Consider the following 22,956-nt stretch of genomic DNA (forward strand, 5'->3'; position numbering starts at 1 on the left):
CTCTGAACGCCTAACTTCTTTTTCCCCCCCGCCCTTCCCTTAGGACTTTCACCCTTTTCCCCGGCGTTTCGATTTTTATCTCTTTTCGCCGAACTCCGAACTCCGAACTTCATTCCCGCTTCTTTTCCCTTGACACCTCAGCCGCTTATATTCTACATTCCCTAAAAGCCTTAATCTTATAAACCCCCTTCATCAAGATCTTGAGGAGATTTATGGCCCTGCCCCATGCCTCAAAAGATCCACCCGCCCACCCAGCCATTTCTCTCGGCTATAAGCCTTTACCAGCAACCAGGTCCAAAATCCTCTTTAGTCTAAACCCATATGGCCACTTTCAGCGCGCGATGCGGAACATGAGAATGGTTTTTGACGAACACCGAACGCTCAACGACGAACGGACTGCTATAAATGATTTAGGCAGGATATGAAATTATAAGGGTAGAGGACAAGATAGACAACATGAATTATTTTATGGAGATTTGGAGGATTCCCAGAGGTCGTTTAAGTTATCCAGAAACTTTAAAACTTTATATTATGCGGGCAAGGTGATTTTAACAAATAGTGATCTATTCGGTGTTTGAAATGAAACAATGCTACCTTTGCGGCAAGTCCCTTAAAAAGAACAGTAATAAAAGCAAAGACCATACTCCACCAGATTCCATTTTCCCAAATGAGAAACCTAAAAATCTAATCACCATTCCTTGCTGCATTGCCTGTAACGCAGAATTCGCGCCGATCGACGAAAAAATGAGAAACTTTTTTGCAATACTAGCAGGAGATAAATCTGGTGAGATTGGCACGTTAGCGCAGAATCAAGTGTTAACAAAGAAAAGACTTCGGCAAGAGTTCCTCTCGTATACCAAAGAGCATCCTTCTTTAGTTGATGATAATGGCAACTCAAGACTTGTTTTCTACTTCAATGACGAAGAGCTTGAGCGCTGGCTCATCCGATTGGTAAAAGGGCTTTTTTACCATCACAACAAACATAGAATAGACGAGAAAACCACATATCGAGTCAAGAAGCATTCCGATTTATTGCCTCAACCGAGTTATACCTTCCCAATGGAAAGAGGCCTGGAGTTTAGGCCTTATTTTGTTTACGGAATTATCCAGGAAGAAAAAACTGATTTCTGGGTGTTCATATTTTATGATCATTTAATGTTTAGTGTTACCGCTAACTTTACAAGTAAAAGACAAAATTGTGGCGAGTAAGGAGGTTGAAAACGATGAGTGCGATCAAACTTGATGCCCGTATTAAGCAAGACTTGCGTGCGACATATGAAACGATTATGCGGAACGGCGAATTGCTTTCCGTTGACCGCATCCGGGTATCCTACGAGGTATTCCGAGACCGGTTCGGACCGGATAAGTTGGGGGCATTAGATGGCGACGCGCTTCTCCAGGCGATGCATAGTCACGGCAACAAGGACAGTCTGGTCTACTGGCTTGAGTTCAAGAACGACGAGGATTTCCCTGGCCAGGTTTTTGGAAGTATCTCCGGCGGAAGTGCCCACAAGTTTGGATTGTTCAAGCGGAAGGAAACCGGGCAGTGGGTCACAGGAGGTCCGCGGAAGGAAGAAAACATTGACGAGCCTCATGCTGTGGCTATTGCTCGGAAGCATCGCGATCAACTGCTCGCCGGCGTAGCGGTACTTGAGAAACTTGCGGTGGGTGCGGATGACGCGGCATACCGTGGATTGCAGAACGACTTGGGTCGGGTCGCGCCCGACCTCTATAACCTAGCGTGGGCGCACAAGTACTTCAGTCTCCTCTTTCCGGAGAAACTGGACGACTACCATAATGCGGAATACCAGCGGTTCCACCTGATCAAGCTCCTACAGAAACCACCCGAAGATGATGGATTGTATGTATGCGCTGGACGGTTTGTGAATCTGGCAACCTTGCTTGGCTTGCCGTTGATTCAACTGACAGCGGTGTTGAACAAGCGGAATGGCCGGCCGATCCGATACTGGCGCATGGGTACTCGTCTGGGCGCGACGGAGAGCATTTGGCAGGACATGCTAAATGGCCCCTATGTGGCGATTGGATGGGAGGCGATTGGTGATCTGTCCGGACTTCGGACGGCGGAGGACGTCAGAGGGGAGATTCGGAAATTGTTGGAGCAACACTATCCAGGGGACCCCAAGGTCGTTTCCCGAAAGGCGGGGGAGATTCGTAACTTCCTAACGGAGATTAAAGAGGGGGACGGCGACATCGTGGTGGCGGCGGATGGCGAGACAGTATTGGCTATTGGGAGGGTGACGGGTCCTTATCGGTTCGAGAACACAGCTCCGACAGGTGCACCACATCGGCGATCCGTGACATGGGTCTCCACGGCGGAATGGAAGATGCCTGAGAGCGAAGGGTTGCGAACAACGGTTTTCCCTTTGAAGAAGCACGTAGAGAACTTGATCGAGATCGAACGGCGGTCGTTGGATGGAGCCGTTACTCCCACCACGGTGGTCAGGCCAGCGGGTGTGCCTGTTGCGGGTCCACAACGGTTGGAGGGTATTCCTGGTCGGATGCAGTCGATTCTGGAACGGAAAGGACAAGCGATTCTTTACGGACCGCCCGGGACTGGAAAGACGTACTGGGCCAGACAGACGGCGTTCGATCTAGCGGCGTTGGGAGCTTATGGGCGACTGTTCGGTGACCTGAGCCCCGAGGAGAAAACGAAGGTTGATGGAAATGACACGGTTGCAGGTTTGGTGCGATGCTGCACCTTTCATCCATCCTACGGGTATGAGGACTTTATCGAAGGATACCGGCCGAAGAGCATAGGGGGGCAGCTGAGTTTCACTTTGGAACGAGGGATATTCCAGGCGATCTGTGAGGATGCGCGTGGGAAGTCAGAGAAATACGTGTTGTTGATTGATGAGATTAACAGGGGAGACATCCCGCGAATTTTCGGGGAGTTGTTGACACTCCTGGAATTGGATAAGCGCGGGCAGTCGGTGGTCTTACCATTGAGTGGCAAGCTATTTGCCGTTCCAGCTAACCTTTATGTTGTAGGAACCATGAACACGGCGGATCGTTCAATTGCCCTGCTCGACACGGCGTTGCGGCGACGGTTTGGGTTTGTGGAGTTGATGCCTGACGTGGAGGTGTTCCGGAACGCGTTAATCGGCGAAAGTATTCCGTTGGGACCGTGGCTGGCCGCGTTAAACGGGCGGATTCGCGGGCATCTAGGGCGCGACGGACGGAATCTCCAGATCGGTCATGCATACTTGTTGGAGGGTGGAAAACCAGTGACGGACTTTGCCCGTTTTGTACGGATTCTGGCCGATGACATTATCCCTCTGGTTGGAGAGTACTGTTACGAGGATTACGGGGCGCTGACACAGATCCTCGGTGTCGGTTTGGTAGACGAGGCACGGCAGCGCATTCGGGAGGAATTGTTCGTGCTGGCGAGGCGTGAAGAGCTAGTACAGGCATTGCTGGCACCCTCGCCTGAGATTGTGACTTCCCCTGATGCGGTTGCAGTGACCGAGGTAGCCGATGATCCAGATGACCCGGAAACAAAAGGGAACGAGAGTTGAATGTCGTGAACGTCAATCTGCGCGAGTGGGAAACGCTGGAACCGACACGGGGGAGTGTTCTCGCGGGCCTGACTTTGGAGGGTTACAACGAAGGGCGACAATTGGCCGAGCGACTGACAAAGGACGGGTGGATCGAGGTCCTGGAACTGGCACGGGGACTGGAGTTGCGGGCCACGTCCTTTGTTGGGCGGTTCAATTTGGGCAACGTCACGGTGACGATACAGCCGAAGTTGAGCGGGTCGCCGTTATTGAACCTATTGCGGTATGCCTATAGGTTGCGCAACCTGAGTCTTTATGAGCCGGTAAGCTACTCGGCTACGCGATTCACGTTTCAGGACTTGTTGGTCCAACAGTTGGCGGCAGAGGCGCGGGAGTTGCTTGCGCGGGGCATCCATCGTGACTATGAGTGCCAGCGCTTAGAGATGGGAACACCTCGCGGCCGGATTGACTTCAACCGTTACGCCCAGGTAGCATTCAGGTCAAGATCGGTCCTGCTTTGCATTGAGCATCCACGAGTGGAGAATACGCTACTGAATCAGGCTCTTCTTGGAGGACTTTTGTTTGCCGGGCGGGTGACGAGCGATGTGGACTTACGCGCCCAGGTGAATCAGTTGGCTAAGATACTGGCCGCGAGCGTTTCGGAGAAAAGGATCGACGGGTCTGGGATGGCGGAAGTCTGGAGGGCGATGGATCGGCGAACTACGGCTTACGAGCCAGCGATGAAGGTTATCGAACTGCTATTGCAGGGCGAAGGTATCTCTTTAGATGGAGACGTACAGCGCGTTCGACTTCCTGGTTTTTTGTTTAATATGAACCGGTTCTTTCAGACGCTTTTGTCGCGTTTCCTCCGGGAGAATCTGGACGGATATGAGGTTAAGGACGAATGCCGGTTACAGGGACTCTTTCGATACGATCCGGAAAAAAATCCGCAACGTCGCCAGGCGCCGATACAGAAGCCGGATTTTGTTGTCCGGCGGGATCGGAAGATCGTCGCGGTGTTAGATGCGAAATACCGGGATTTGTGGGAACAGGCGTTGCCGCGGGACATGCTGTATCAGTTGGCACTGTATGCTCTCGGACAGAACGGGCCGATGCGGCGGGCGATCATACTATATCCGACCACCGAGACTACGGCCAGGGAACAGGTGATTGTTATACAGGAACCGGTGGGAGGGCTGCAACAGGCGGAAGTTGTTCTACGACCAGTTAAGTTGCTGGAACTCGATGAACTGGTTCGTGCCCGAGATTCGCAAGCACGGAAGCGACGTAGCGTGTTAGCCGCACAAATGGCTTTTGGTGATGGGGAATAGACGGCATTGTATAACGGGGATAGGCCACAATAAATAATTGATATGGAGGGAATATTATCATCTGTGCCTTTAAAATAGGCCTATAATTAGTTTTTTGAGGCTAAAAAAGACGGTTTTTCCAATATGGCGAGAGCGATAAGACATACCATTCCGGGACTCGTCCGGAACATCGAAATGGTGAAGGCACTCTTGGGTTCCCGGGCAAAAAGAAAGAAATCATAGCGGCGATATTGGACCAACTTTTCAAGATTAAAAAGCAATTAGGATTTACTTAATGAAAAAGAATCTCGACTCACAAATGCTTATCTGGGCAAACAGGATAATCAATGACCTTAAGCTTGATCTGAAACAGGCAAACCACATAGGCACTACAGTTGAAAATGAAGTCGGAGCAATAACGGATCAACAAAAACAGGAATTAATCACATCAAGCCATGTCACCCCGCAAAACAGGATAGATGAGCTTGTAGCTTTTCAAGGCTGGATGGATTTTGTCCGCGATGTCCGAAAGAACCCATTTTTGACTAGAGCACAAGTGATAACGCAAAACTATATTTGCTTTATCTACCTTGGCGATGCACTTTTTAAAAACTTGAAAACTTTTCTTCCACCCCCTTTCGTTACTGGCCGCTGTTGTCGTTTTCTTCTCAATAACCCTGTTCGTGCTTTTAGAAATGCCGTCGCACAGTCAAATTGGCGGTATAAGAAAAATTTTTCTGGCTTGGAGTTCTGGGCAAGGAAAGGGGCGTCCTTTGACGAACCACTTGTCCATTTTGAGGTGTCCCAAGAAGATCTTTCGTATTGGCAAGCATTATCCAGGTGTGTGGCATATTCCGCCTATATGGCACTTTTAAAACGATCCGCTAATAGCCTGGGCCACGGGAACGAACACCCGCCCCATATTCCTTGTTAAACGGGGTTTAAACGTCTTAAATGGGGTCGGACCGAGCCAAGGGATTGAATTAGCAATGAATGAGATAATCTAAGAGGGCAAATAGGGCCTTAAAGTGACCTTTTGCCCCCGAAAAGAGGGTTTTAAGGCAAAATTTGAGCCTAAAATGAAACTTTTATCCTCAAATTTAGAAAAAAGATGAAGCGCTGTTCACGGTACGACTCTGGAATAAATGATTGAATTGGTAAAATCGGCTGCTGTTGCATTTTATTCAACAATTGCCTGCTACTTGAGCCATGAGCGAATATCAATACTACGAATTTCTATCCATCGACCGGCCATTGACAGCGGATGAGATGGCCGAACTGCGGGCGCTTTCAACACGGGCTACGGTCACGCCGGTCAGCTTCACCAACGAATACAATTGGGGTGATTTCAAGGGCGACCCCAAAAAGCTGATGCAGCGTTATTTCGACGCCCATGTCTATGTGGCCAATTGGATGACGGCTATTTTCATGGTGCGTCTGCCCATCGAGGCATTGACCGCAAAGACGGCTAAAGCCGTGGCCGTGCCTTACCTGTTGGATATCCAGGCCACCAAGACCCATTGGATCATTACCTGGAGCCTGGAGGAGTCGGAAAATTACGATCGTTTCGGCATGGAGGACGGCCGCGGCTGGATGACGCGGCTGGCACTGTTGCGGGATGAAATACTGCGAGGGGATCTGCGCAGTCTGTACATCGGATGGCTGGCGGCTGTAACCGGAGAGATGATGGACGACGATGAGTTGGAACCGCCGTCTATAAGTGGATTGGGGAGTTTGACCGCGGCCCAACAGGCCCTGGCGGAGTTTCTGGAGGTGAACCCGGACCTGCTGACGGGCGCCGGCATGGGCAGCCCGGCTGCGCCGAAGGCGGAAATTTCGCGACAGGAAATGGATAAGTGGATCGATACCCTGCCCCGGGATGAGGTCAATGCGATTCTGAAACAACTTCTCGAGGGCAAGGGACAGCAGGCCGAACGATCCATCAAGAACCGGTTCGGGTCATGGCGGCGCGACTTTCAGACAGACGAGACCGACGTATCTCGGCGTACGGTGGGAGAATTGCGGCAGAATGCCGACAAAGCCCGCGAAATCAGGATAGAAAAGCAAAAGCATGACCGCAAACGGCAGGAGATCCAGCGCCGTGAGCAACGCGAGGCCTATCTAAAGAAGCTGTCCAACGATTTTCCCAAGGCCTGGGCATCGGTTCGAGAACCCGTCGAGCGCGGATCGGGGCAGGGTTATGATGAAGCCTGCCGCCTCCTTGTCGACATTTCCGAAGCCTATGACCTGTATGCGACCCGGAAGCAATTCCAAAAAGAATTGAAAAAGTTCATGACCGGCCATACGCGGCGAAAGACGCTGATTCAACGTCTGGTGAAGGCCGGTATCTGGAAGGATCAATAAAAGATGAGCACACGAAGCCCGAAAGCCAGCGGTGACGGGGTCGGGCCAAGAGAACCAATTGATCTGGCAGGGAATAGTGCCATCTGTGGCCCCTAACATGGGCCTATAATGAATTTTTTGAGGCTAAAAAAGACGGTTTTCCCTATATGGCGAGAGCGAAAAAGCATTCCATTCCGGGGTACGTCTGGCATATTGAGAAGTTGAAAGCGCCCTTGCCGAGCAAAAGGAAGAGAAATCATGGAAGGCGATAAAGGATATCAGCTACGGGAGGGATCTCTTTGATCTGCGAATTTGCCGATGTTTAAGTATGGCGCTACGTCGAAGACTTTTTCTTCACCATTCCCGAATTGAAGGAGCAAACGATAGTTCTCTAAAGGTGTTACGCTCTTTACCTGTGGATACATGGCTTTCCTCTCTATTTCAAGGGTTCGATGGGAAGGGGAGTTCACCTTTCGATGCCAATTCCCAATCGGCCATAAGCTCTTCCTTGTGGATTCCCCCTAAGTCTATTCTGTTTTACCCCGGTTCAACTCCTTTTCATACCAAAGGCAAAAGGCATACATCCCCTTATATTTATCCTCTTCATTAATCAGCCCCTTGCATATCTCCCAGGCCCCTTCACCGAAGGCGTTGCTGTAATCGGAAAAATCACAGGCCGCTAAAAAGGACCGGGCCAGTTCCCTGGCCGTCAGGTTTTGCTTCCCCTCACGCAACTCGATGGGATCCTTCGGTTGCATAAAAGGGTCCCACTGCTCATAGCCTTTTTTCAAAATGTGTTGTTGGGACTTGGGGGACATACTGTCGAAGATGGCTTTTTTGCGTTCTTCGACCTCGGGTGGCAAATTTCCCATTGGCATTTCTCCTTAAACCGAACAGGTGAGTTTTAAACCAAAAAAGGCTTCATCATAATCGGTCAGCAGCGATGTGGAAAGCGGCAGGAGGCGCATCTGCAGTTGTTGCTCTTTGGATCCTATTTCCCGCAACATTTCTTCGGACAATCCAAAAAGGCGTAGGTTAATTCTGTCCAGATTGATCGTCGGATAGAGAACCCCCTCTTTAAAGCCTGATTTTCCACAAGTATGCCCGGCACCCTGGATAGCCGTAGGGACCCCATAAACCCGGCAGGTAACCGGTCTACTCTCATAAAGATCACAGAGATCCGACTCGTTTAAAAAGGGACAACGGACCCTTTCGGCAGCCATCAACTGCAAGGCTTCCTCTTCTTTTTTATTCTGCTGGACCATCATCTTGTGCAATTGGCGTTTGATCCTATAAAATTTCCGATCAGCCCCTTCAGCCCTTTCCAACACCTGCTCCTGTTTTTCCTTATCCAAAGATTGGTAAAAATGGTAATTGATATAAACCGATTCGATTAAGGACAGGTCAAAAACCGCGTAACAACAGTCGGAGCATTGCCGGATGCACCGGATTCCCTCCGGATGGGATTCCCGGATCTGTTTAACCGATTTCTCTACCCCTTGCACCAGGGTTTCATATTTATTAAAGGTGCTGGTAAAATCTAACATAGTTGAACCGATAAGCTGAGCCTTTCTATATTTTCTTTTGCAAATTCCAGGGTCGGATCCAGTTCCAGAGCCATCTGATACAGTTTTATCGCCTCCGGGAAAAAACCCAACTCCCTCAAATTGGACCCGATATTGGCATAATCGATCCCGGAACCGGGATCGATCTCAATAGCCTTCTCAAAGGCTTCGATGGCCTTCTGGTGCTCTTTTAATTTAAAGTAACAAAAGCCCAAAACATTGTAAATCTCTTTTTGGGCGGCATTATAGCCCTTGGCCTGGTCCAAATACGCAATAGCTCCCTCGTACTGTTCCAGGTCTTTCAAACAGACTCCCAGATGACAGTAAATACTGCTCAGATCAATATCCCGGGGGTTTAACCCCAGGGCCTTCTTAAAAAAGTGCATGGCCTCTTCGGGCCGATCATCCCTTTCCAGGGCGAATCCCAGGAAAAAATTGACTTCATAGCGGTCGGGAAATACCCCGGCGATCTTTTGGAGTCCTTCAACGGCCTCCTTAGGGTCTTCCATTACCGAAACCAGCCTGGCCAGATGAAAAAGAAAGCCCGTATGTCTGGTCCTGTCCCGGAAATGGGCCCCGGGGATAATGGTATAAACAGCCGGGACCCCGAGCTTGGAATGGGTTACATTGACCATATACACTTTGAGCCCTATCCGGGCCAGGGCCTGGACACAGGATTCAATTTCTATCCGGATATTTTCATCGGAAAGGTTGGGCAACTCTGTAATGCTGATAGTCTTCGGAACAGACATGACATATTGGGCCTCTTCCAGTCGCTGATATTTGGGAAGCGTCGGACGATATTGGGTCCGGTTGATAAAATCCCCGGCCAACTGGGCGATTTCAGTTACGGCCCGGATCAAGGACTTCTCCGGATTGGGCGTGGTCCCGGCCGTAAAAACGATTTCACTTTTTTCAGGGAAAGTGGAAGGATCATAGGCCAGAGAACCGACTGTGGGTATCCCGGTATCCAGGGAAAAATCCTTTAAAAAGAGCTTGATCCCCAGACGATCAAATTTTTCAATCAGCTCTTTAGCAGCCGGATCAGTTACCGTGGCGGGATCGATAGTCGGAGTCAGCATCAAATCATGGCTGATAACCGAAGAGACATGCCGTTCCACTATCTCACATAATCCTTGCAGGATGGCCTCTTCCAGGGTATTGCCGGCCGAAGGCCCGTTGTATTCATGGATCAGATAAAACCAGTCGATAGGGACCAATTGATCCTTTTTATCGGTCAGATTATAAGCCCAAACCCAGGACAGCGGAATTTCTTCAAAGATGTCTTTGATTTTTGCCAGGTCATTTGACTGATCGTAGAAACAAAAGGGCAGGGCCTCCAAGGGGATGGCCTGGTCTTTGATATTCCGGTAGGTTTCTTTTATAAAAGGGCGGTTTTTTATAAAATGGAAGAAACTGAATCGTTCGGCCAATTCCATCAAGGCGCTGGCTTCGGACTGTTCAGGGGTCCCCCCTTTGCCCATCTGCTTCTGGGTCCCGATGACCTGAACCGCATCCTTTCCGCAGCGGCTGATAAAGATAGGGATGCCCAGCCTGCCGCTATCAATACGGACGGTCTCCTTTAGGATATCCAGGTCCACTTCTTTCAACAGGCTTCGAACCCGGGCAATCGTCTCCTTTGGATTCCTGCTCTTTTCTTGATCATAAGTATACGTTTTAAAGCAATCTTTTAACACAATGCCGGATGACATAGGGCCACCTCCAAAAAATCCCTTGAAAACCCTTCAAGAGGTATCTATAGTTTAAATAAAAATACCGTTCGGTGTTAAGCGTTCGGCGTTCGGCGATTTTCATGCTTCGTGGTACCCCCATGGGGCATGAGGCGAAAATGGGACGCTGGCAAAAACATAGGAGAAAAAATTCATGGTGGATTACCCTTTTGTGGTTATTACCGAAATCGTCCTCAAAGCCGAAAAAGAGTCGGGAAAGATCGTCATCCTTAAGGAAGACAAAGAATCCGATACTTCCTTAACCATGTTCGTCGGTGAACCCGAATTCCTGGCCATTGCGAAAGAAAAAAAACTGGTCCAAACGCCCCGTCCTTTAACCCATGAATTGTATCTGAACATCCTGGCCGAAACGGAAATCGAGTTCCTCCGGGTGGAAATATACGATTTAAGGGATCAGACTTATTTTGCCAGGGTCATTTTCAAAAAAGACGGGGATGAAATGGCCGCCGATGCCCGTCCCAGCGACACCCTGGCCCTGGCTTTGCACTATAACCTTCCGATCTGGGTTCATGTAAAACTGCTCCGGAGAGAACTGACGTCGGAACAGGTTGAAACCTACAAGGACCTGATCAGGTCGGTCAAGTTTTAGTACAAAAATAGAAAAATTCAGGCTATAGGCACGAGGCAATAGGCTATAGGCGAGTAAAAACCCATAAACCCGTTCAACCTTGCCCATCGCCCATTGCCTGAAGCTCTGGTCATTCTTCATCAATTTACCCGTTTCCACAATAGAGTCTCCCCTGTTTTTTCCGCGTCATAAATAAGCGGAATACCGGTCGGGATTTCCAGTTGGGCCACTTTTTCGGCCGCCATATTTTCCAGTATCATGACTATGGCCCGCAAACTGTTGCCATGGGCGGCGATCAGGACGTTCTTGTTGTCGAAAAGATGGGGATAAATGTTTTCTTTGAGATAGGGGATCACCCGATCCACCGTATCCTTTAAGGATTCCCCCCCCGGTGGGGCTTGTTCATAGCTCCTGCGCCAAAGCTGGACTTGTTCCGTTCCCCAGCGCTTAGCCGAATCGAGCTTATTTAAACCCTGCAAATCCCCGTAATAGCGTTCATTAAGGGCCAAGGCCCGATAAACCGGGACCTCTTGAGATGGATTCGGTTGGTAATGCCCCCCCCATTCCCTTTCTTTCACGCTTTCGGGTACAAAGATAGGGGTTTTCTGGTCCTGGTTTTGGCTTAAAACCAGCAAAAGGGTTTCAACAGCCCGAATCAATTTACTGCAAAAAGCCGCATCAAAAAGGATATCTTTAATTTTTCGGCCGGCCTCTTTGGCCTCCAGTCTTCCTTGATTACTCAAAGGGATATCGATCCAGCCCGTAAACCTGTTTTCCAGGTTCCACTGGGACTGGCCATGACGAATCAACACCAATTTTCCCAACCGCTCAACCTCCTGGATCTGTTAATGTGAAAATAAAGTTTCAAGATGCAAGATGCAAGTTGCAAGTGAAAAAACCTTATACCCTGGACCTTGTACCTTGCACCCTGAACCTTGCCCATCGCCCATAGCCCATCGCCCATAGCCTATTGCCCATAGCCTATTGCCTACTGCCTATTGCCCCCTGCGATCCATTCGACGATCCGCCTGGCGGCCACCTGTGCCCCATTGGTCGGGATTCGAAGTTGAGGCCGGGGTTGTTTGCCGAGCCTGTCCATATAGGGCTCCCAATTACCGGAATATAAATCTTCCTTAGGCATAAAACAACAAGGCAAATGACTTTTTATCCCTTCGACCAGGATAGGGTACTCAAGAAATTCCCCCCGGTCGGAGTAAACCATCGGGGTCCCATGAGACAGGCAATCGGAGACTATCCCATACCCGGGCTTGGTAATAACAAAATCAACGGCAGAGATCAAGTCTACAAAAGAAAGGCCTTCCTTTTCAACCATCCTGAAAACAGAGGATTTCCAATTCAATGGAGGCTTAATTAAAAAAAGGTAATCCGGAGACAACTGTTCGATCTTTTTAATGGCCCCTTCCTGGAGGTCCAAACGGCTAAAGCCAATCAATCCGATCCTCCGTTCTTCAGGCAGCCCGATGGCCCTTCGAATAGCCGCTTTGTCTTTCGAAGACTTCCGGGCCACCAAGGGAATATCTTCAATTTTCTTAAAGGCATCCATTTCCCCGTAAAAGGGGAGGCGTAACAAGATGTCCCCTTCATGGTAATAGCCAGCAATGGCTTCGACCAGGGGCTTCCAATCCGGATCTCTTTTCCCATAACCTGCATAGATCCAATCCCAGGAAAAATTGCTTACACCGATTGCCGGAACCCCTAAACGCCCGGCAGCCGCCAGGGGGATAAAGGGGATATCACAAACAACCCCTGAAACCTGATGATCTATTAAAAAGCGTTGCTCCTCCTTAATGGCCTCCTCTGCAGAACAAAGTAATTTTATTACCATTTTTTTTGTTTTTTCAAGATCGAACCGGATATTATCCGATTGATGGAGCCCGACGTCAAAGCTTTCGGCCAGGATTTCAACTGGTCTGGATAATCCCTCCTTAAATAAAAATGCCGGGGCACGGGTTTTTATCGCCACGTCACATCCCAGGGCAAGCATTTCGTTAATGATCTGGATGGAACGAACGGCATGGCCATAGCCGTGACCTGAAATATAATAGATCATTTTATAAGAAGACATGGAACGGTTTGATTAAAATTTGTAAATTGCTTAATTAAAGCAAAGTGTGATAAAATTTGATAAAAATTATTAGTGATAGAGTTGTAAAAAATCTCCAAGGCCAACGTCCCGGCGAAACCGAGAACCGGACCATTGAACCTGGATTCCCGCCTGCGCGGGAATGACGAGTTTTTACGAGACCATTATTTATGAAACGTATTATTTTCGGTCTGATTCTGGCAGGACTCCTCATTGGAGATCCGTTTTCGTTTTGGCATCCAACCCAAAACCTATGGGCCCAGGAAAATATTCGATTTAGTCTCCAGGTGGCTTCCTGCTCTACTCTGGCTGCGGCCCAGAAGGAAATTGACCGTTTAAAAACAGCCCATATTCAAGCCCGATATACTATTCGGGAAGACAAAGCCAATAGAAAGTGGTTTGTCATCTATATTGACCGCTACAAAACCAAAGAGGAAGCCACCCTCCGTGGCAAACAGTTGATCCAGAAAGGCATCATCCAAAATTTCAAGATCTTCCCCCAAAAATCAAAAGAAGAAGGCCCTCCTCAGGCCAAGGAATTTCCAGCGACTCCTTCCCTCCCCTCTAAAAAGGAACCAAAACCCCCTGTGGAAAAAAATCCGGTTTATTTTGGCCCCATTGTGATCAAGGAAGAAGAAAACGCCCTCCGGATCCATATTATGCTGGACCGGAAAATTTTTCCTGAAATCACGGCAGATAGGATCGCCGATGGCTCCCGCCTGATTGTCACTTTTAATAATATCGACAGATACATCGTACCTTTTGAATTCGATAAGGTCCAATCCAAGATGCTGCTGTCCTTTCATTTAGCCAAGAAGGGGCTGGATTGCACCTTCGTCCTGTTGTTGCATCCTGCCTATAACTATGAAGTATCTCAGGATTATTTCGAAAAAGAAAAAATGTATTCGTTAGTAATCAGGAGGGGTCCGGCAGCAGAACCGAATAAATCCGTTAAGGAATAATCTTGATCAAAACCTTGCGGGTTCTCGGGCCATCGAATTCACAAAAAAAGATGGATTGCCACGTCCCCAGAATCAAACGCCCGTCTTCAATCATCACCATAACCGAAGAACCTATCAGACTGGTCTTAATATGGGCCGGAGAATTGCCCTCCCGGTGTCGATAGGACCCTTTGGAAGGGATCAACTGATTCAGCATTCCCTGGATGTCTTCCTGAACACTGGGGTCGGCCCCTTCATTGATGGTAATTCCGGCTGTAGTATGCGGCACATAGACCATAGCCAGTCCATCCGAAATTCGGGCATTCAAGACCGCTTTTTCAATGTCCCGGGTGATATCCAGAAACTCTGATTGCCGTGTGGTGGAAATCGACAAGGTGATCATTATACCCCTCTTCCCCGTTCTTTGGTTAACTTTTCACCCAGGGGGGGATGATAATCCCCCCTGAGCTCTTTTCCATTACGGGGCCTTGAGTTCCATCATCTTCTATTACACTTTCTAATGAGAGGGCCTCCTCTACCAACCGGATTAAAAGGGAATTTTCCCGGGCGGGACCCTTTTCCCTTTCTTTGGCTAACAGAGAAGAGGCGGAAAAAAGGACCTTAGCCTCCTCTTTTTGACCTTTCAGATAATAAAGATAGGACAGCTCTTCCAGATAGCGGATAAGATCTTCTCGTTCCCGGCCCTGAAAAATTTCTCGGGCCGCCCGAACGACGATTACCTCTATTTGCTCTTGTTTTTGGGCCTGATTGAGAATCAGAATGCTTTCCAGGACTTCCTGAACCGCTTTCTTATAGGGCGCAAGCACCTCGGCTTTCGGTACATAATAGGCCACTTCTGGTATCCCAGTTACTTTTTCCCAACTCAGGGGTAATTCCATAAGGGACTCCCCCTCAGGGAAAAGGGTTCGGATGATCGGAGCCTTGCCGACCTTTTTCATCCCTGTCAGGAGTATCATAATGTGGGAATAAATTTCCTCATCCTCTTTAGATAAACTCGATCTTTGCTCATGGGCTTCCTTTAAAATAAAGGCCACCTGCCCGGGATCTGCCGGTAAAAAAGAGTGGCCGGCCTGTTCTTCCAGGTCCTGCAGCAAAATTTTAGACTCCTTTTTACTGACCACCAAAGCGGTTAGCCTTTCCAGGCCTCCATCCGGGTCGATGAGGGCGAAGACAAATAGTCGGCCTTTAGAAACCTGGGGAACAAAAAGGGCAACCATACGATTGCGCATTTCATCAAATTCCGACAGATAACCTGAAACCTGCCCTGAATCCGGTTCTTTTAATATGCCCCGCCCGTCCTTTTCATCCTTATCCTCTTTTGCGGGAGGGAGATCTATCCCCCTTTGTTTCAGAAGGTAAAGGGTCCGTTTAATCCTTTTATGCACCGGTTTGGAATGAATATGCCGGTCCAGCTCGATTATCAGCCTTGTCAGCAGGGCATTCGGTTGGGCCAACACTTTGGCCAGGAAAAAATCGGTCAGCAACGGATCCCGGTTCAGGGTCGCGGCCAGGTTCTGAACAATATCAGGATCAAAGGGGCCGGAGTCGCCGGCAACCAATAATCTATTCAAGTCGGTTTCTATCTTTTCTAAAAGTTCCGGATCGGGAGATGAATCTTTCTTAGGCCAAGCCGCTTTTGAATTCCTGGTCATAGGTCCTCGTTTGTTGGGAAATTGCCATATCTTGTCATATCAAGGCCTTCCCTGTCTATCAAAAAATTATCTTACGGGAAATGATTTTATCCGGATCACCAAAAAACAAAAGCCAACCTTTTCAGGTTGGCTTTTATATAAGGAAAGGAGATAAAGAGATTTTTTTTCTTGCTTTTTAATTATGCAAAGTAAATGCCAAACGAACAAAAATATTATATATTTTTTTAACACTTTAATATTATTAATAATTTTTATTAATGACCGATTATCGCCCCCCTCGAATCAGAACCAATCAGTAAAAAAAATTTTACCGGAAAGTTTTCAAACAGACTACCAAAAATACAACTAATTGAATTTAATTAACAAATTAAGTAAAAAAATTTTTACCCTCTTTTAAGTTAAACCAAGCCGTATTTTTTCATTTTATATTTAAGCAGATTTTTTTCTATACCCAACAACTCCGCCGCATGGGCCTGGACGTTTCCTGATAAAACCAGTGCCTGGGTGATCATCTTTTTCTCAATGAGTTCCAACACTTCGTTTAGTTTTGCTCCTGACGGAATCATGCTGTTAAAAGGCAGGTCCTCTAAATGAATGATTTGCCCTGAACTCAAAATAATCGCTCTTTCTAACATATTTTCCAGTTCCCGAATATTTCCCGGCCAGTCATAGGCCAGCAAGGCACCCAAAACTTCAGGGGCCAGGGCCGGGACCTCCTTCTTATTCATCTCCTTGGAAAAACGCTCTAAAAAATAGCGGATCAATAATGGAATGTCTTCTTTTCTTTCCCTTAAAGGAGGGACCTCTATGTGCACCACATTAAGCCGGTAATAGAGGTCTTCCCGGAAATGCCCTTTGGAAATTTCCTCCATCAGATCCTTATTGGTGGCCGTAATAACCCGGACATCGACTTTAATAGTCTTACTCCCCCCGACCCGTTCAAATTCCCGGTTCTGAAGGACCCGGAGTAAGGTAACCTGCACGGACGGGGACATTTCTCCCACCTCATCCAGGAAAAGGGTGCCTCCGTCGGCCAATTCAAAACGCCCTTTTCTCTGAGCAACCGCCCCGGTGAAAGACCCTTTCTCATGACCGAACAGCTCACTTTCCAGCAGGGTTTCAGTCAAAGCCGAACAATTGACCGAGATCAAGGGTCTGTTTTTTCTGGGACTGTTAAAGTGGATAGACCGGGCCACCATTTCTTTTCCTGTCCCCGATTCACCACTAATCAGGACCGTCGCTTTGGTCCCGGCCACTTTGCTGATCAAATCCCGGACATGCCTCATGGGAAAACTGTTACCGATTAAATCCGTGGGGCCGAACTTATCTTTCAATTCCTGAGAGAGAAACCGGTTTTCTTTAATGACCTGCCCCATGGCCAAAGCCTTAATCACCGTTTTTTTCAAGGTTTCATTATCAAAGGGTTTGATAATATAGTCGTAGGCCCCTTTTTTCATGGCTTCAACGGCCTTTTCCACCGTTCCATAGGCGGTCATCATGATTACCGGTAAATGGAGATCCTTTTCTTTTAAAACGCTCAACAATTCCATTCCGCTCATGCCGGGCATTTTCATGTCCGTAATGACCAGGTCCGGTTCCGTCTCCTGAAAAATAGACAGGGCCTCCGAGGCCGATTGAGCGGTATTCACCTCATATCCCTCTTCTCCCAACAATTCTTTCAGAACCAAAAGATAGTTTTTTTCGTCATCAACAATAAGGATCGTTTCCATAACCTTCCCTTATTTTTTCACAGTCGGTAAAGTAATAAGAACCGAGGCGCCTCCCTTTTCAGAATTCACCATTTTAATGGTTCCCTTATGGGCCTCAATGATATTTTTAACAATAGGCAATCCCAGGCCGCTTCCTTTCTCTTTGGTAGTAAAAAAAGGCTGAAAGGCCTTGCCTTGCGTTTCCTGGGATAAGCCGGAGCCTGAATCCCGGATCTCTATTTCCACCCCCTCAGACTCATGACGCACTGTGACCCGGATGGTCCCCCCTTCGCCCATGGCCTGGACGGCATTGAGTAAAATATTCAAGAAGGCCCGATAGAGCAAGTCCTGGTCCACCAGTATGGTCGGCGATTCGGCTCGAAAATCTTTTTCAATCGATATGGCCTGCCGGGTCAATTCAGGTTCTAAAAAACTGAGATTTTTTTCCAGGATCGTTTCTACCCGGACAGGCTGAAATCTCGGAATCTGCGGACGGGCAAAATCCAAAAATTCAGTCACAATGCGGTTCAACCGATCCGCTTCTTCCCGGATCACCGAAGCCAATTGATTGTTAGGATCAAACTGGACCACCTTTTTTTCCAGGAGGTCAGCCGTACTACGGATGATCCCCAAAGGATTTTTAATCTCATGGGAAACCGAGGCAATCATTTCCCCCAGGGTGGCCATCCGTTCGGACTGGTGCAACTTGTCGATTAACAGTTTTTGTTCTTCGGCCTTTCTTTCCATAATGGTCTCACCCCGTTTGACGATAAACAACAGGATCAGATACATGAGGGTCATCAGGCCGATGGAGATCAGGACCATCAGGTATTGATCCCAAACGATCTCCTCGTAGTCCCTGGAAATGTCCTGGGTGATCTCAAAGACCCCCAATATTTGACTGGTGGGCAGAGAGGTAGGTTCCACCCGAAAAGGAATAGTGGTGATCAATTTACGGGTAGGGGCATTCCCTACCGGACGGATCTTAAGGAAGCCCTCTTCCGAAACAAGCCGGGAGGTGTTCTTACCCACCATGGCCTTTTTAAAATCCGTCCCCCCTAACCCTTTCTTGCCGACTAAAGACCGGTCGGTGCTGTAGGCCACCACGTTGAAAGGATCATACATCTTAACTTTTTCAATCTTGAAGCTATGGATGGTATTCCGGACGATAAGATCCAATTGTTTAAACTGATCGGGATTTCTAAGGTGGACCTCTTTTCTCTGGAGGGCCATGGGCAGGATAAAATTAAAAAAAACCTGATGGTTCAGGTTTTCCGCCAGCAAGACGGCAAAGTCTTCGGTTTTTTTGAGCAGGGCCTCTTTGGAGCGCTGGGTGATGATCAAAGTGAGGGAAACGGCGAATATCAACATAACGATAAAGCTGCTCAAAAAGAAATATTTGACCAGCTTAAAAGGTTTGATGGTTTCCTGCAGGATATCCATAATATTATTTTCCCCAGGCTCCTTTGTAGCGCAACGAAGCCTAAAAATAGGTTCAAGGTTCAAGGTTTTTTGCGCTTGCAACTTGAAACTTGCAACTTCGTTCTCTAACTAAGCACTCATGCCCGGGTCGGGCACTACGAAGAATGAAAATGTCTTTCGCCGACCCCCGATCCCTGACCCCCGATCCCTGAACGTTATTTTCGAACTAAAGGATGTATTTTTTATCAAAGTCCTTAATCGTCGATTCCCCTTCTTTGGTCTGCACTTCAAATCCTTTTCTCCCCAGCAGAGCATAAGTCAAAATCTTTCCTTCTTCCACTCCGGGTTGGTTTAAAGGGTTGACCCCCATCAACTGACCGCAGACAAAGGTCTCCATTTCCCACAAAAACATCAATTGGCCTATGGTGAAGGGGTTGATTTTAGGCAGGGTAAGGGTCATACTGGGACGTCCGTTTCGAGCCAGGGTTAACCGGGTGGCCTGCATTTCGGCTTGAATCAATTTATTCAGGGAACGGCCTCCCAGATAGGCCAGTTCTTCCGTTTTGGGGTACAATTTCGGTAAGGGCATCAGACTGGAATAATGTTTAACCCCCAAAAACGAAAACACCTTGTCTCCGGGACCTTCCACGTACAACTGTAACTGAGAATGCTGGTCGGTAGCCCCCAGGGCGGTTACCGGCGTTTGACCGTTCCAGACCTCCCGCCCCTTGGTATTAACCCGTTTCCCCAGGCTTTCGGCCCATAATTGACAAAACCATTCTCCCATCCCTTTTAAGGCATCGGCATAGGGCATAATCACCCGGATGTTTTTTTTCTTCTGTTTATAACTCAAAAAAGACAGGGAGGCCGACAAATAAGCGGGATTGTCCCAAAGGGAGGAGGCCTGACACCGTTTGGCCATCTCCCTGGCCCCGGCCAGCAGTTCCTCGATATCGATGCCGCATATAGCGGCCGGAAGCAGGCCTACGGCTGACAGTACCGAAAATCTTCCCCCTAACAAAGTTGGTATTTCAAAACTTTTAAATTGTTCTTCTTCGGCAATCCTTCTCAGGACCCCCTGAACCGGATCGGTAGTGATGACCAGGTGTTCTTTTTCTTTGCGGTTCCCCAACTTCTTTTTGAGCAAATCCCTGATAATCAAAAACTGACTCATTGTTTCGGCCGTTCCACCCGATTTGCTGATGACATTAAAAATGGTTTTCCGCACTTCCAGGAGGTCCAGCAAAGATTTAAAACCGTCGGGATCCACATTATCGGCCACAAAAAGGCGGGGGAACCCTTTCCGCATGGTCCTGGACAGCATATTATAATAGGGATGGGTCAGAGCCGTCTGGAGGGCCTTGGCCCCCAGGGCCGACCCGCCGATCCCCAGAACCACAAAATTTTCCGCCCAGGTCTTGGCCCCTTGAACATATTTTTTAATATTCGGGGGTAGCGACAGTTCAAAGGGTTGGGTCAGAAAGGGAAGACGGCCTTGATTTTTTTCCTCCTCAAGCTGTTCGTGAATGGTCTGGATCAGGGGCAAGAGTTTCTCAAGATCTTCTTCGGAAATCCCTTCCTTTTCGCCCAAAACCGGAGCCATCATCCAATTGACATCGATCTCAAGACGCATCTCCTGAGTCCAGGCCGAATCAAGCCATCTTTTCATATTCCATCCCCCTACCTTAAATTTTATTCAAACTCAATTTTTTCCGCCAGTATTCCAGACGGGTTTTAACCGTTTTCTCATAACCCCGGTCAGAAGGCTGATAATAATGACGGCCTTTTAATTCAGGCGGTAAATTTTCCTGAGCCGCCAGCGCTTCCGGATAATCATGGGCATAACGGTATCCCCGTCCATATCCCAACCCTTTCATTAAAGGGGTCGGGGCATTCCTCAGGTGCAGAGGAACCGGAAGGGACCCGGTTTTTTGAATATCCTTTTTAACCCCATTGAACGCCTGATAAAGGGCATTGCTTTTAGGCGCAGTGGCCAGGTAAATGGCGGCCTGGACCAGGGCCAGCTCACCTTCCGGAGAGCCTAAGAAATGATAGGTCTCTTTGGCCGCCACGGCCTGGACCAAAGCTTGCGGATCGGCCAGGCCGATATCTTCCGAGGCAAACCGGATCAGGCGTCTGGCTAAGTAAAGGGGATCTTCCCCGGACAGGAGCATCCGGGCCAGCCAATACAAGGCCCCGTCGGGGTCGCTGCCCCGCAGGCTTTTATGGAGGGCCGAGATCAGATTATAATGTTCTTCTCCGGCCTTATCGTATCGCAAGGCCTTTTTTTGCATGGCCTCTTCAACCGCGGACCGGTCGATCAGTAAAAGACCTTCGTTCCCTGATCGGGCCAGGGTGACTGCCTGTTCCAGGGTGTTCAGGGCAATCCGGGCATCCCCGTCAGCCAATTCCCTGATCAGTTCCAGGGCTTCGGGGGCCAGACGAACCGGGACTTTTCCCAGCCCCCTTTCCGGCTCCTGAAGGGCCATAAGGACAATCCGTTCCAACTCCACCGGGCTAAGAGGCTTTAAGACCAGGACCTTGGTCCTGGAGAGCAAGGGGGCAATAACCTCAAAGGAAGGATTCTCGGTAGTCGCCCCGATCAGGATAATCTTGCCCCTTTCCACATGGGGCAGGAAGGCATCCTGCTGGGCCTTGTTAAAACGATGGATCTCATCGACAAACAAAACGGTCTTACGGTCCTCGGCCGTCAATCGTTCTTCGGCTTCCTTGACGACTTCCCGGATCTCCTTGACCCCGGAAAGAACAGCCGAGAACTGGACAAAATGGGCCCTGGTATAGCGGGCCATCATCTGGGCCAGGGTGGTCTTACCCGTTCCCGGAGGCCCCCAGAAAATCAAAGAAAAGATCCTCCCCTCTTCCAGCATTCTCCTTAAAAACTTTCCCGGTCCCAGCAGGTGCTCCTGCCCGACAAATTCTTCCAGGTCCCGGGGGCGCATCCTCTCGGCCAGAGGAGGGAGTCCGGGATCTTCCGCTGGACCGTATTGGGCTGTTTCAGAAATCATTCCCTGTTCCTTCAGGATCTCTTTCGCCTTTCCAGGATCCAGACAACCTCCCCTCCGATGACTAATATCAGACAGGAATAATAGATCCAGAAAATAAAAACAACCAATAATCCCAACGACCCGTAAATAGCCGTGAAATTATTCAATAGATTGACATAAAGACGAAAGAGATATTTGGCAACATCCCACAGTCCGGCGATCAGCAGGGAAGTAATCAAAGCGACCCGGTTGCTGGGCCGGCGGCTGGGGAGGAATCGGAATAAGATAAAAAACATCAATACCGAAAAAAGATACCCCCCGGTCAGCCCGATCAGTCTTCCCCACCCTTGGATCCATAACAATCCGGGCAGTTGGATTCCAAGACGATCCGGAAAAGATTTGATCAGATCGATAAGGCCGGTCATGATGATGGAAACCAGGAAAAGGAGGCCGGAAACACAGACCATCATCAGGTCATACAGTTTTTCTTTTAGATATCCATGGGGCCAGGAGATCTCCAGGGTTTTATCCAACACCGTTCGGGTAGAACTGAAAAGCCGGGTGGCTGTCCATATTAAACCCAGAAACCCGATCAACCCCACCCATTTCCTGTCTTCGATCAAATTCACAATATTCGAGCTCATCCTGGGGGAAGCATAGGGAAGCATCTTTTCCACATAGATCCGGATATACCCCAGGACCTCCTGGGAAGAATGGAGGAAGTAGCCCAGGACGGACAGGATCACCAAAATAAAAGGGATAAAACAGATCAGAAAATTAAAGGCCAGGCCCGAGGCCAGAAAAAAAATATGATCGGCTTCCAGTTTTTGATAAAACCCTTTAGACTGCCTGGGAGAGCGCCCCTTTCCTTTCATGGCGTTTCTTTCTGGCCGATGGCTTCCATCTTTTCCTGGGCCTTTTGGATCCGGTCGACCGCTTCATCGGTTTTCTCAGAGGCCGACTCCACCTTTTTCAAAGCCTCTTCGGTTTTTCGCTGGGTCTCCAAAAGCCGTTGTTCGGTCTCTTCCAACTGGCGGATCAGTTTTTCCA

Annotated in this window: 21 protein-coding genes; 7 read left to right on the plus strand and 14 right to left on the minus strand. The window is 48.7% G+C overall.

The genetic code is table 11. The features are described from left to right. The first annotated feature begins 579 nt into the window (after window positions 1–579). From HY879_27470 to HY879_27490, 5 genes are all read left to right on the plus strand, one after another. Window positions 580–1,209, plus strand: coding sequence for a hypothetical protein (locus HY879_27470; protein MBI5607088.1), 630 nt, complete (start codon window positions 580–582; stop codon window positions 1,207–1,209). A gap of 14 nt (window positions 1,210–1,223) precedes the next feature. Continuing rightward, on the plus strand, window positions 1,224–3,536 hold the full coding sequence (locus tag HY879_27475) for an AAA family ATPase (protein MBI5607089.1): 2,313 nt from the start codon (window positions 1,224–1,226) through the stop codon (window positions 3,534–3,536). Then, complete coding sequence (locus HY879_27480; GenBank protein ID MBI5607090.1) at window positions 3,533–4,846, plus strand: hypothetical protein; 1,314 nt, start codon at window positions 3,533–3,535, stop codon at window positions 4,844–4,846. Before HY879_27475 ends, HY879_27480 begins: the two co-directional genes overlap by 4 nt. Before the next feature lie 274 nt (window positions 4,847–5,120). Beyond that, window positions 5,121–5,759, plus strand: coding sequence for a hypothetical protein (locus HY879_27485; GenBank protein MBI5607091.1), 639 nt, complete (start codon window positions 5,121–5,123; stop codon window positions 5,757–5,759). 275 nt (window positions 5,760–6,034) lie between these two features. Beyond that, the gene (locus HY879_27490) at window positions 6,035–7,189 is read left to right on the plus strand and encodes a hypothetical protein (protein MBI5607092.1); all 1,155 of its coding nucleotides are present in this window, start codon (window positions 6,035–6,037) and stop codon (window positions 7,187–7,189) included. A 257-nt stretch (window positions 7,190–7,446) separates the two neighbouring features. Here the strand turns inward: HY879_27490 and HY879_27495 are convergent, their stop codons facing one another. From HY879_27495 to HY879_27510, 4 genes are all read right to left on the minus strand, one after another. After that, window positions 7,447–7,593, minus strand: a complete 147-nt coding sequence (locus HY879_27495) for a DUF2442 domain-containing protein (GenBank protein ID MBI5607093.1) — start codon at window positions 7,591–7,593, stop codon at window positions 7,447–7,449. Window positions 7,594–7,695: 102 nt separating this feature from the next. Further along, window positions 7,696–8,040: a hypothetical protein gene (locus tag HY879_27500; GenBank protein MBI5607094.1), complete on the minus strand. Its 345-nt coding sequence runs from the start codon at window positions 8,038–8,040 to the stop codon at window positions 7,696–7,698. A gap of 12 nt (window positions 8,041–8,052) precedes the next feature. Beyond that, window positions 8,053–8,715, minus strand: a complete 663-nt coding sequence (locus HY879_27505) for a YkgJ family cysteine cluster protein (protein ID MBI5607095.1) — start codon at window positions 8,713–8,715, stop codon at window positions 8,053–8,055. Beyond that, on the minus strand, window positions 8,709–10,445 hold the full coding sequence (locus HY879_27510) for a YcaO-like family protein (protein MBI5607096.1): 1,737 nt from the start codon (window positions 10,443–10,445) through the stop codon (window positions 8,709–8,711). Before HY879_27510 ends, HY879_27505 begins: the two co-directional genes overlap by 7 nt. Before the next feature lie 172 nt (window positions 10,446–10,617). Here HY879_27510 and HY879_27515 point away from each other — a divergent pair, with 172 nt between their 5' ends. Continuing rightward, window positions 10,618–11,073 (plus strand): bifunctional nuclease family protein, encoded by a 456-nt coding sequence (locus HY879_27515; GenBank protein MBI5607097.1) that lies wholly within the window; start codon window positions 10,618–10,620, stop codon window positions 11,071–11,073. Window positions 11,074–11,192: 119 nt separating this feature from the next. Here the strand turns inward: HY879_27515 and HY879_27520 are convergent, their stop codons facing one another. Together HY879_27520 and HY879_27525 are read right to left on the minus strand one after the other, a co-directional pair. Beyond that, window positions 11,193–11,876 (minus strand): 2,3-bisphosphoglycerate-dependent phosphoglycerate mutase, encoded by a 684-nt coding sequence (locus HY879_27520; GenBank protein ID MBI5607098.1) that lies wholly within the window; start codon window positions 11,874–11,876, stop codon window positions 11,193–11,195. 164 nt (window positions 11,877–12,040) lie between these two features. Next, window positions 12,041–13,138, minus strand: a complete 1,098-nt coding sequence (locus HY879_27525; GenBank protein ID MBI5607099.1) for a hypothetical protein — start codon at window positions 13,136–13,138, stop codon at window positions 12,041–12,043. A gap of 188 nt (window positions 13,139–13,326) precedes the next feature. On the opposite strand from HY879_27525, the gene HY879_27530 reads away from it, so the two are divergent. Further along, entirely contained in the window at window positions 13,327–14,118 is a 792-nt protein-coding gene (locus tag HY879_27530) for an SPOR domain-containing protein (GenBank protein ID MBI5607100.1), read from the plus strand. Here the strand turns inward: HY879_27530 and HY879_27535 are convergent. From HY879_27535 to HY879_27570, 8 genes are all read right to left on the minus strand, one after another. Continuing rightward, the gene (locus tag HY879_27535; protein MBI5607101.1) at window positions 14,108–14,500 is read right to left on the minus strand and encodes a YjbQ family protein; all 393 of its coding nucleotides are present in this window, start codon (window positions 14,498–14,500) and stop codon (window positions 14,108–14,110) included. The genes HY879_27530 and HY879_27535 overlap by 11 nt on opposite strands. A gap of 25 nt (window positions 14,501–14,525) precedes the next feature. After that, complete coding sequence (locus HY879_27540) at window positions 14,526–15,770, minus strand: hypothetical protein (protein MBI5607102.1); 1,245 nt, start codon at window positions 15,768–15,770, stop codon at window positions 14,526–14,528. A gap of 398 nt (window positions 15,771–16,168) precedes the next feature. After that, on the minus strand, window positions 16,169–17,500 hold the full coding sequence (locus HY879_27545; GenBank protein MBI5607103.1) for a sigma-54-dependent Fis family transcriptional regulator: 1,332 nt from the start codon (window positions 17,498–17,500) through the stop codon (window positions 16,169–16,171). Window positions 17,501–17,509: 9 nt separating this feature from the next. Next, window positions 17,510–18,922, minus strand: coding sequence for a GHKL domain-containing protein (locus HY879_27550; protein ID MBI5607104.1), 1,413 nt, complete (start codon window positions 18,920–18,922; stop codon window positions 17,510–17,512). A gap of 205 nt (window positions 18,923–19,127) precedes the next feature. After that, window positions 19,128–20,534 (minus strand): glucose-6-phosphate isomerase, encoded by a 1,407-nt coding sequence (locus tag HY879_27555; GenBank protein ID MBI5607105.1) that lies wholly within the window; start codon window positions 20,532–20,534, stop codon window positions 19,128–19,130. Between the two features lie 52 nt (window positions 20,535–20,586). After that, window positions 20,587–21,927 carry a replication-associated recombination protein A gene (locus HY879_27560; GenBank protein MBI5607106.1) on the minus strand — a complete coding sequence of 447 codons (1,341 nt, stop codon included), beginning with the start codon at window positions 21,925–21,927 and terminating at the stop codon, window positions 20,587–20,589. A gap of 11 nt (window positions 21,928–21,938) precedes the next feature. Further along, a complete protein-coding gene (locus HY879_27565; GenBank protein ID MBI5607107.1) occupies window positions 21,939–22,781 on the minus strand; it encodes a YihY/virulence factor BrkB family protein in 843 nt (280 codons plus the stop codon). Continuing rightward, the coding region (locus HY879_27570) for a hypothetical protein (GenBank protein MBI5607108.1) at window positions 22,778–22,956 on the minus strand (179 nt) is incomplete at its 5' end. The genes HY879_27570 and HY879_27565, both read right to left, overlap by 4 nt.

The sequence above is a fragment of the Deltaproteobacteria bacterium genome (assembly GCA_016219225.1).
Taxonomy (GTDB): domain Bacteria; phylum Desulfobacterota; class RBG-13-43-22; order RBG-13-43-22; family RBG-13-43-22; genus RBG-13-43-22.

Bases quoted from the DNA above. Each gene is read 5' to 3' on its own strand.
- HY879_27530 (MBI5607100.1), top strand. From the start codon at position 13,327: ATGAAACGTATTATTTTCGGTCTGATTCTGGCAGGACTCCTCATTGGA.
- HY879_27500 (MBI5607094.1), bottom strand. From the start codon at position 8,040: ATGGGAAATTTGCCACCCGAGGTCGAAGAACGCAAAAAAGCCATCTTC.
- HY879_27490 (MBI5607092.1), top strand. From the start codon at position 6,035: ATGAGCGAATATCAATACTACGAATTTCTATCCATCGACCGGCCATTG.
- HY879_27495 (MBI5607093.1), bottom strand. From the start codon at position 7,593: ATGTATCCACAGGTAAAGAGCGTAACACCTTTAGAGAACTATCGTTTG.
- HY879_27505 (MBI5607095.1), bottom strand. From the start codon at position 8,715: ATGTTAGATTTTACCAGCACCTTTAATAAATATGAAACCCTGGTGCAA.
- HY879_27565 (MBI5607107.1), bottom strand. From the start codon at position 22,781: ATGAAAGGAAAGGGGCGCTCTCCCAGGCAGTCTAAAGGGTTTTATCAA.
- HY879_27525 (MBI5607099.1), bottom strand. From the start codon at position 13,138: ATGTCTTCTTATAAAATGATCTATTATATTTCAGGTCACGGCTATGGC.
- HY879_27535 (MBI5607101.1), bottom strand. From the start codon at position 14,500: ATGATCACCTTGTCGATTTCCACCACACGGCAATCAGAGTTTCTGGAT.
- HY879_27560 (MBI5607106.1), bottom strand. From the start codon at position 21,927: ATGATTTCTGAAACAGCCCAATACGGTCCAGCGGAAGATCCCGGACTC.
- HY879_27475 (MBI5607089.1), top strand. From the start codon at position 1,224: ATGAGTGCGATCAAACTTGATGCCCGTATTAAGCAAGACTTGCGTGCG.
- HY879_27470 (MBI5607088.1), top strand. From the start codon at position 580: ATGAAACAATGCTACCTTTGCGGCAAGTCCCTTAAAAAGAACAGTAAT.
- HY879_27540 (MBI5607102.1), bottom strand. From the start codon at position 15,770: ATGACCAGGAATTCAAAAGCGGCTTGGCCTAAGAAAGATTCATCTCCC.
- HY879_27550 (MBI5607104.1), bottom strand. From the start codon at position 18,922: ATGGATATCCTGCAGGAAACCATCAAACCTTTTAAGCTGGTCAAATAT.
- HY879_27510 (MBI5607096.1), bottom strand. From the start codon at position 10,445: ATGTCATCCGGCATTGTGTTAAAAGATTGCTTTAAAACGTATACTTAT.
- HY879_27555 (MBI5607105.1), bottom strand. From the start codon at position 20,534: ATGCGTCTTGAGATCGATGTCAATTGGATGATGGCTCCGGTTTTGGGC.
- HY879_27485 (MBI5607091.1), top strand. From the start codon at position 5,121: ATGAAAAAGAATCTCGACTCACAAATGCTTATCTGGGCAAACAGGATA.
- HY879_27515 (MBI5607097.1), top strand. From the start codon at position 10,618: ATGGTGGATTACCCTTTTGTGGTTATTACCGAAATCGTCCTCAAAGCC.
- HY879_27545 (MBI5607103.1), bottom strand. From the start codon at position 17,500: ATGGAAACGATCCTTATTGTTGATGACGAAAAAAACTATCTTTTGGTT.